This window comes from Porphyromonas sp. (assembly GCF_030529325.1).
Taxonomy (GTDB): domain Bacteria; phylum Bacteroidota; class Bacteroidia; order Bacteroidales; family Porphyromonadaceae; genus Porphyromonas_A.
The window spans coordinates 1-9,346 of sequence record NZ_JAUMXC010000063.1; the positions used below are offsets into that span (position 1 = coordinate 1).

General features: G+C 43.9%; 5 protein-coding genes. 4 read left to right on the forward strand and 1 reads right to left on the reverse strand.

Annotated features, from left to right (window positions below):
• Positions 1-255 precede the first annotated feature (255 nt).
• Positions 256-1,335 carry a chorismate synthase gene (gene aroC, locus Q4A14_RS08215; RefSeq protein ID WP_303171337.1) on the reverse strand — a complete coding sequence of 360 codons (1,080 nt, stop codon included), beginning with the start codon at positions 1,333-1,335 and terminating at the stop codon, positions 256-258.
• Between the two features lie 385 nt (positions 1,336-1,720).
• On the opposite strand from aroC, the gene Q4A14_RS08220 reads away from it, so the two are divergent.
• The 4 genes from Q4A14_RS08220 to Q4A14_RS08235 all read left to right on the forward strand — a co-directional run bounded on the left by Q4A14_RS08220 (position 1,721) and on the right by Q4A14_RS08235 (position 9,116).
• Positions 1,721-5,197 carry a SusC/RagA family TonB-linked outer membrane protein gene (locus Q4A14_RS08220; RefSeq protein WP_303171338.1) on the forward strand — a complete coding sequence of 1,159 codons (3,477 nt, stop codon included), beginning with the start codon at positions 1,721-1,723 and terminating at the stop codon, positions 5,195-5,197.
• Positions 5,198-5,210: 13 nt separating this feature from the next.
• Complete coding sequence (locus Q4A14_RS08225) at positions 5,211-6,605, forward strand: RagB/SusD family nutrient uptake outer membrane protein (RefSeq protein ID WP_368492361.1); 1,395 nt, start codon at positions 5,211-5,213, stop codon at positions 6,603-6,605.
• The gene (locus Q4A14_RS08230) at positions 6,606-8,003 is read left to right on the forward strand and encodes a TlpA family protein disulfide reductase (RefSeq protein ID WP_368492360.1); all 1,398 of its coding nucleotides are present in this window, start codon (positions 6,606-6,608) and stop codon (positions 8,001-8,003) included.
• Between the two features lie 216 nt (positions 8,004-8,219).
• Positions 8,220-9,116, forward strand: a complete 897-nt coding sequence (locus Q4A14_RS08235) for a diaminopimelate dehydrogenase (protein WP_303171342.1) — start codon at positions 8,220-8,222, stop codon at positions 9,114-9,116.
• Positions 9,117-9,346: the final 230 nt, after the last annotated feature.

A 9,346-nucleotide genomic window follows, 5' to 3' on the forward strand; every position in this document is an offset into this window, starting at 1 on the left:
CAAAAATCAGAACTGACTGTATCACAATTTATTCGTGCTATTCCGCCTTTTCTTGAACCTTAGGGATAGATTTTCCATAAAAAGATTCTGTGATAGAGTGTTGTTTTTATTATTTCGTGTTCTGATCGCATTGATCAGAAATCTATGCTGAAAAGGTTGTCTAACCTTCAAAATTAAGGTGCCTACCTTGACTCCTCAAGGTAGGCACCTTAATTTTGAAGGTTCTATTTGTTCGGTACGGACTACCCGCCAACATCAATCTATACGGGCATAAAGGCGTTGGCACAAGAGCTCATCGATGATAACAAGTGAAGCCATGGCCTCGACGACAGGTAAGACCCGGGGAAAGACACTGGCGTCATGGCGACCGGTAATACTCAAGTCGACATCCTTGCCTTCGGTATTGACGGTTTTCTGAGCCAAGGATATTGAGGCAATAGGCTTAAATGCCACCCTCAGACGTATCTCTTCGCCATTGGAGATTCCTCCCTGAATCCCTCCGGAGTGGTTTGTGGCAGCTCGTACGGCACCACTCTCAGACCTCATCTGGTCGTTGGCATCACTACCCCTCATCTCAGCCATGGCAAAGCCATCACCAATCTCAACCCCCTTGGATGCGCCGATACTGAGCATAGCCGAAGCCAATCGGGCCTCCAACTTCTCATACAAGGGAGATCCCACCCCTGCGGGGACACCGGTGATGCACACAGCAACAATTCCACCGACAGTGTTGCCTCCCGCACGTATATCTGAGAGATAAGCAAACATCTCTTTATCCGACTCGGCATCGGGACATCCCACCATGCTGCCTGACAAGTGATCACGACTCACTCCATCGTAGTACATATTGGGCAAAGCCTTCTCTCCCACCCTTGCAGTATATGCCACAATGTTGATGCCTTCTTTGCGGAGGATCTGGGCTGCAATCTCACCCGCCACGACGCGTACCACAGTCTCACGGGCCGAAGCTCTACCTCCTCCTCTGTGATCACGCACCCCATACTTCATGGCATAGGTATAATCAGCATGAGAAGGACGGAAGACATCTTTGAGATGATCATAGTCCTTCGACTCCTGTGTTTTGTTTTGGATGACAAAGGCTATCGGAGTACCTGTGGTCTTACCCTCAAAAATACCGGATAGAAAATGAGGGATATCGCTCTCAGACCTGGCCGTGGTGATACCACCCTTGCCCTTACGCCGTTCGATGGATTGCGCTATTGCATCCATATCTATCTCCATACCGGGAGGACAACCATCGATAACACCTCCAATAGCAGCTCCGTGAGACTCTCCGAAGGTCGTGAGTCTGAATATGCGTCCAAATGTATTCATTGTATACAGTCTTATTTACAAAATCAAGAGACCTTTCCATGGTCTCATATGACAAATATAAAACAATCCACCCACTTAACGGCGAGAATACTTCTGATAACATTTCTCTCAAAAATTAGTCGAAAGGTCTTTATAAGTATACGCAAGGAAAAAATCATCTTGCTTAAAGAACACTATGATCGTCCTGTCAGAGGCTGCTTACTAAGGTCATCCGGTGTGACCAATCCCAAGAAAGGAAAGAGAGCAAAAAATTAAGAATACAAAATAATTTTCTACGAGGGAAACTAGTATATTTGTTCAGCAAATAAAAAACTTGTATCACGGGTAAGAATCTAAAGCCTGGCCGGCAATCACGACAACATATAACCACTAAATATAATTTTCAATGACAAGATTACTCGAACAACAAAACTTTTGTAATCGAAGGGTAATACAGCTTCTGCTTACGATGCTTGTACTCTCATGCCTGCCCTTTCTATCGCATGCCCAGTCGACATCAAAGGTGTCTATCAACGTACAGCAAGCCGGTATAAAAACAACCCTCGATCACCTCGAAAAGGAATCCGGTCTCAAGTTTACTTATGATGATGAAGTCATGAAATCATCCCAGAAGGTAACCTTGTCCTACACAGAGGCAGAACTGAGTGTTGTCCTCGATGACTTCAGCAGACAGACTGCTTTCAAGTATGAAATCAAGAGGGATGGAGTGCTCATCTTTGCATCAAAAGGGAAAAAATCCGAGAAGTTCACCATGTCCGGGACTGTCAAGGATGATACAGGAGAGACAATCATCGGTGCCACTGTGATCGTATCCGGCACCACAAGAGGAGCGCATACCGATATAGACGGGAACTACAAGATAGAGGTCTCTTCCGGCGAACTTATATCGTTCTCCTACGTGGGTATGAGAGGTGAGGTGATAAAAGCAGATCCAAAAAAGAAAGTGGTAAACATCAACCTCAGATCCAACGAAACCCTCCTTGAAGAAGTTGTCATCACAGGATATCAAACCCTCTCCAAAGAACGTGCAACCGGGGCATATTCTGTGATATCTGAAAAACAAACAAAAGGAAAACTCAACACAGATGTACTATCTCGCATAGAGGGACTCGTGGCGGGTATCAACAAAACCAATACCGGTGGAGATGACATCGTCATCCGTGGTATCACTACGATCAATGGGGAACAAAGACCTCTTTACATAGTTGATGGAATGCCATACCAAGGTAGCTTGAGCGCCATCAACCCGACAGATATCCAAAACATCACAGTCCTCAAGGATGCTACTGCAAGCTCAATATATGGAGCAAGAGCAGCCAATGGAGTGGTCGTGATCACAACCAAGCATGGTAAGGAAGGCAAACTCAATGTCAACTACAATATGTCTGCAAAGTTTGTCCCCAAACCGGACCTATCTTACCTGAACCTCCTCAACAGTTCGGAGCTTGTGGATCTTGAGATTGCCGGTTTCAACTTCTATCACCCGGATAAGGTTGAACAACGCCGCACTCTCAGCCCCGTAATGGAGCTATTGTACAAGCACGAAGCCGGAGAGCTGTCTGACACGCAGTTGGCCGAAGCCCTCAATGTATATCGCCATACAGACAACCACAGACAGATAGAAGATGAATTTGCACGCACAGGATTTGTCCATCAGCACAACCTGTCTGTCTCCGGAGGTGGCAAAAACAACCGTTACATAGCATCGCTGAATTATCTCGGAGACTACGGAAACGAGAAATTCAGAGGCAAGGAACGCATTGGTTTCAACCTGAAAAATGATATTGACTTCACAAAGTGGCTCACAGTAGATCTCGGTGTCTCGGGGAGCTTTGTTAAAGATCAGGGAGACAACGGTGTAGGAAGATACTCTGATTTGATATTGTCACATCCAAGCTACTACTCACTTCGAGATCAGAACGGTCAACCCACTGCAGTACCTCTCGAAAAATCAAGATATGAAATCGAAAGATTAATATCCCTTGGGTTGCAGGATGAGTCATTTATCCCCATCCTCAACCGAAAGGAACAGAACTATAATATCTCTGAAAACTACATACGTCTCCACGCGGGTATGAAGTTTAAGATCGCTGAGGGTCTAAACCTTGACCTCAAGTATCAAAGCGAAAATACAGACATCAAAGATCGTCAATACTATAGCCCCAAATCACACTACGCTATCAATATGATCAATGATGCTGCCCAATATGACAAAGTCAGGAAGACTCTCAAACTCAATATACCTACGGGAGGGCAGCTAAGAGAAAGATACTCCAAGGCTTTTTCCTATACAATGAGAGCTCAGATGAACTTCAACAGGGACTTCGACAAACACACGGTAAGCATGCTTGCCGGTGCTGAGCGCAGACTAATACGCACAACAGGGAGCAGTAATCTCCATATCGGATATGATGACAGCAGTCTTGCTATCAAACCGATAGATCCTGCTATTTTCAAGGAATTGAAGACCGAATCCTTATCCGGCTCATTTGTTCTCAAGCACGAAGACTTTGCACAACTCATTCACAACGAAGATAGATTCGTATCTTTCTATGCTAACGGATCTTATACTTATGACCACAGATACTCGGTCACAGGTAGTATCCGTATCGATCAGTCCAACCTCTTCGGCACGGATCCTAAGCTCCAATATCGTCCGCTATGGTCTGTGGGTATGAGTTGGTATCTGGGCAACGAAGCCTTTATGAAGGATATCGACTGGATCAATCAACTTAACCTCCGTCTGACTTCAGGAGTTGGAGGAAACATACCGAAAGATGTGGGTCCATTTTTGAATATCAAAAATCAGGGAGCCAATATTTGGTCTCAGGAGTTTAGTTCGAGCATCATCAGCCCTCCAAACTCGGCTTTGAGATGGGAAAAGACAACCTCTAACAACTTTGGTATAGACTTTGCGTTGTTCAATTCAAGATTTAATGGTAGCATCGATCTCTACCACAAATCAACAACAGACCTTTTGGGTAAAAAGAATGCAGACCCTACATTAGGGTGGCAGACACTGACACTCAACTATGGTTCGATGGTCAACAAGGGATTTGAGTTGTCACTTCAGGCAGCGTGGTTCAAGCGTAAAAAGTTCTCATGGGACAGCAACCTGATACTCAGTTACAATGACAATAAACTCATCAACCTTTCAGGTACAAAAGATAACGTATTCCAGTACACTACCCGCAATATCGAGGCAGTGGGCTATCCGGTGAACAGCTTGTTCAGCTATAGATATGCAGGGCTCAGTGAAAGGGATGGAAGCGTACTCGTGTACAATTCGAAGGGAGAGAAAGTGCCCAACGTCACATCTATCTCTGATCTCGTGTACTCAGGCACAAGGGACCCAAAAGTGACAGCGTCACTCAGGAACTCTTTTTCTATGGGAGATTTTGACCTCTCTTTCATGTTCGTTTACTATGGAGGTCATGTCATGCGTGATGTGGTGGCAGACTACCTTTCAGGTGCCCCCCGCGCAAACATCAACAGAAAAATACTTAACATGTGGAGACAACCGGGAGATGAAACAAAAAGTGAAGTCACTCCGGGATTCAAACAAAATATCAGCAACAACATCGAACAAGCTGGACCATGGTATTCTGCAGACATACACGTAAAAAAAGCAGACTACATAAAACTTAGAGATGTATCTCTGAGCTACAACATACGTAAAGACTGGTTGAAAAAATTGGCTGTCGAATCGGCAACATTGACTTGTCAGATCAGCGACCTATGGTGGTGGTCGGCTAACGGAGATATAGATCCTGAGGCTTATGCCGTAGGACTTTATGGAAAAGGCTCTCTTACTCTCCCGATCCCGACAACATATACTTTGGGACTATCTCTCAACTTTTAATCTCTTTTGAATGATGAAAACTATATCACATATATTATCCATCCTCGTAGCAATAGCAGTCTTTACTTCCTGCAGTGATTTTCTCAATGTAAAACCTAAGGGTAAAGTCATACCGGAGACTACAGAGGACTATGAGCATCTACTGAACTATGCCCAGTTGCACAAGACTTCTGATACTTATCCAAACTATATGACGGATGATATCTTCGTACCGGAAAAGGATAATGTGACAGGAGGCTTTAATGGACTCAGTGTACCCCTGCAAAATCTCTATACTTTCAATAAAGAAACGTTTGGAGAAAGCCAAGATGACAAGCTCTGGGGATTCTCTTACAACAGAATATATACCTACAATGTCATCATAGAAGATATAATGGGAACTTCGGAAGGTATCGAAGTAAAAAAAAGAGAACTTAAGGCTGAAGCTCTCGTAGGACGTGCCATAGAGTACTTGACACTTGTCAATGCATATGCAAAACACTATGACTATGCGACAGCAAGTTCAGACCCCGGAGTCCCCCTCATCTTGGATAAGGGTATCGAGAAGAGTAATCTAAAAAGAGCGTCTGTGCAAGAAGTCTACGAGCAGATACAAAAAGACCTTGCGGAGGCAGCGGAAGATCTCCCCGAAAAGCCGGTCGCAAACTCGTTCCGCGCTTCAAAAGCTGTCGGCTTTGGTATCCTCTCAAGGATGTATCTCTATATGGGAGACTACTCCAAAGCTCTCGACAATGCAAAGAAATCTCTCGAAAAAAACAACCAACTCCTTGATCTCAAAAAATATCAAGTCGTCAAACCCCAATCCTATAGTGGACGTATCAATGTCCCCGAACTTATCATGAATCCGGAAAACATCTACATCCGTATGGCTCCTCGAACTTATGGGCTTTCAGGATCAGTAAACGGGTCGGAGGATCTAACCAATATGTATGACAAGGCTAAAGACAAAAGATTCTTGCTGTACTTCACAAAGAACATTGGATCTCTAACAACAGAATACAATCTTTGGGCGCCGTATATCAGAGCCAACCTGGCCATTTCCACACCGGAGATCTATTTGATCGCAGCAGAATGTGAGGCTCGTGTAGGTAGCAAAGAAGAGGCTATGAAGTACCTGAATCACCTGAGAGATAATCGCATTTTAGACAATACTCCACTTGAGGCTTCAGATAATAAGGAAGCTTTGAAGATGGTACTTGATGAGAGACGAAGAGAATTGGCTTTCTGGGGATGTACACGTCTGATTGATCTCAAGCGCCTCAATCGGGAGCCGGAGTTTTCAAAAACAATTGTACATGAGGTTGCAGGCAAAAAGTACACGCTTGCGCCTAATGACCCGAAGTACATTCTACCTATTCCACCTGTGGTCCTACAGTTTAATCCCAATATGATTCCTAACGAAAGATAAATGAAAATAAAAACAAATCATATGCGCTATGGGATCACCATCATATTTGCATTGTTTGCAACTATCATGATAGGTTGTTCCTCACAGAAAGAACAAACTGCAGAAAGCAGCGTCCATATCCAAGGTCATATCATTGACCTTGGAACTGAGCAGATCCAAATGAAGTACAACGGGAAACTGTCCTATGTGGGAGACAGTAGAGATATCACGCTTCGCATTGATGCAGAGGGTTATGTAGATACTACTCTGACAATCACGACTCCCTCATACTACAGTATAGGACGCAATACACTCTATCTCACACCGGGAGATGAGTTGATCATGAAAATCAGCCCGAGGGGCAATGCTGCCGAATTTTCAGGCCGAGGAGCAGAAGCAAATAACTACCTGAAAGGCAATCTCCTTCCCAAACGTGGTTCATTCCTTGAGGCAGGACACAATGTCCGTGAGTCTTTCGAAGAGACAAAAAAACTCATAGACAGCCTTGCCCAAGTCAGAATGAATACTCTTGATACCTTGAGCGGAGTAAGCGATGAGTTCAAAAATCTTGAACGAGCACGCATCAAAGCAGATGTCATCAATAGCTACATCTACTATCCCAGGTACTCCGATAATAATACCGGTCCTGATGCTGAGAAAGTATTCGCGGAAATGTGGCAAAAGCACACGTCTTCAATTGCAGAAGACATGAACACTGGCCTGAAGGAAATCTCAACAGATACGAAATATCTGGAAGTTCTGACCGTCAGAGAAGTTTTGAAACATCATAGGGATAGCATGCTGAACAGTCTCTGGTTTGAAGGCATAGAAATACCCCAGAACACCATCGAATTGTATGAGACAGCGGAATACACGACTCGTCTGAAAGGCAATGTATCTGAAGCTCTTGCCAAAGATGCTCAAAACTATCTCTCAACAATCAAAGATGCAGACCTCGCAAATGAGCTCAAGAATGCATTGGGCAGGTCTACAAAGCTTTTTCCCGGTCGCCCTGCAATTGATTTCGAAATCATGGATGCAGAAGGAAATACCAAACGTCTGTCAGACTTCAAAGGAAAACTTATTTATGTTGACCTTTGGGCAACATGGTGTGGTCCATGCTTGAAGGAAGCTCCGGCGTTTGATGCACTAGGAAAGAAATATGAGGGAAAAGAGATTGTATTCATTCCAATTGGGACAGACAAAACGAAAGAGCCATGGCTTGAATTCTTGAAAAATCACAAAAAGGAACTCATCCAATACTACTCAACAGACCTCGCACTCAAAAGAGATTGGGCAGTAGAATACATACCACGTTTCCTACTTATTGACAAAGATTTCAAGATTATAGATGCTTTCGCTCCAAGACCATCAGATGAGGCAGCCTCAAAACTGATAGACACCTGGCTCGACAAATAATAGAGAAATACACATTTTACCTCTAATACTGAATAGATTCTCAGGGATCATCCTGAGAATCTATTTTATACCCCTTCTATCAGAACGAATACAATACTCAAGATTTTCGCTCAAGTTTGTAATTCACAGCAGATTCAAATAAACATCCTAAAAGGATAAAATATGTACCTTTGTGACACAATTAAACATCATCCCCAAATACATATTGGTATGACGATACAAAAGATACGTATTGCAGTTGTTGGATTTGGCAATATAGGACGCTTTGCCATCGAAGCCATCGAAACTGCCCAAGACTGTGAACTTGTTGGAATCGTGCGTCGTTCCGTGACAGAATTACCTGCTCAATTCCAGAAGTACAGACAAGTAACAAACATAGAAGAACTCGGAGAAATTGATGTTGCTATTATCTCTCAGCCAACACGAGCTGTGCCGGAAATGGCATCAAGCCTCTTATCAAAGGGTATCAATACAGTAGATAGCTTTGATATTCATGGAGAGATCGCCGACCTTCGTCGCAAACTGAATATAGTAGCAAAAGAGCATGGAGTCAGAGCTGTTTTGGCTGCCGGATGGGATCCGGGCAGTGATTCTGTCATCCGTACATTAATGCAAGCCATGATACCTCAAGGGATCACATATACAGACTTTGGCCCAGGCATGAGTATGGGACACAGCGTTGCAGCAAGAGCAATAGAAGGAGTTGCAGACGCACTATCAATGACAATCCCTGTCGGGACATCTATACACCGTCGTATGGTATATGTCGAGCTGAAAGAAGGTTATACCATCGAAGATGTATCTGCTCGCCTCAAGGCCGATGATTACTTCTCACACGATGAGACACACGTCATTGCAGTGCCTTCGGTAGATGCACTTAAAGATATGGGGCATGGGGTAAATATGAGCCGTAAAGGAGTCAGTGGAAAGACTCACAACCAACTCCTTCACTTCGATATGAAGATCAACAACCCTGCACTTACGGCACAAATCCTTGTAGCATCAGCACGTGCTGCAATGCGCCAAAAACCCGGAGCATACACACTTCCTGAGATTCCGCCTATAGATCTCCTTCCCGGAGAACGAGATGAATGGATCGAAAAACTCGTATAAGAGATAAGCTCTATTCAATCAACATCATCTATATCTATCCCCGAAAGTGTATCACGCTTTCGGGGATTATTTATGTTTATCAGCTTTCACTTCTGGTCTCAAAGATAATACTTGGACTCACCTTGCTTCATCGATTAGAGTCAAATAACATCCTCGACCGACAAAAGATGATAAATGGATACTGTCCTAAAAAAGTGTGTAAGCCCCATTAGTCCTTAACTTTGAGGTAA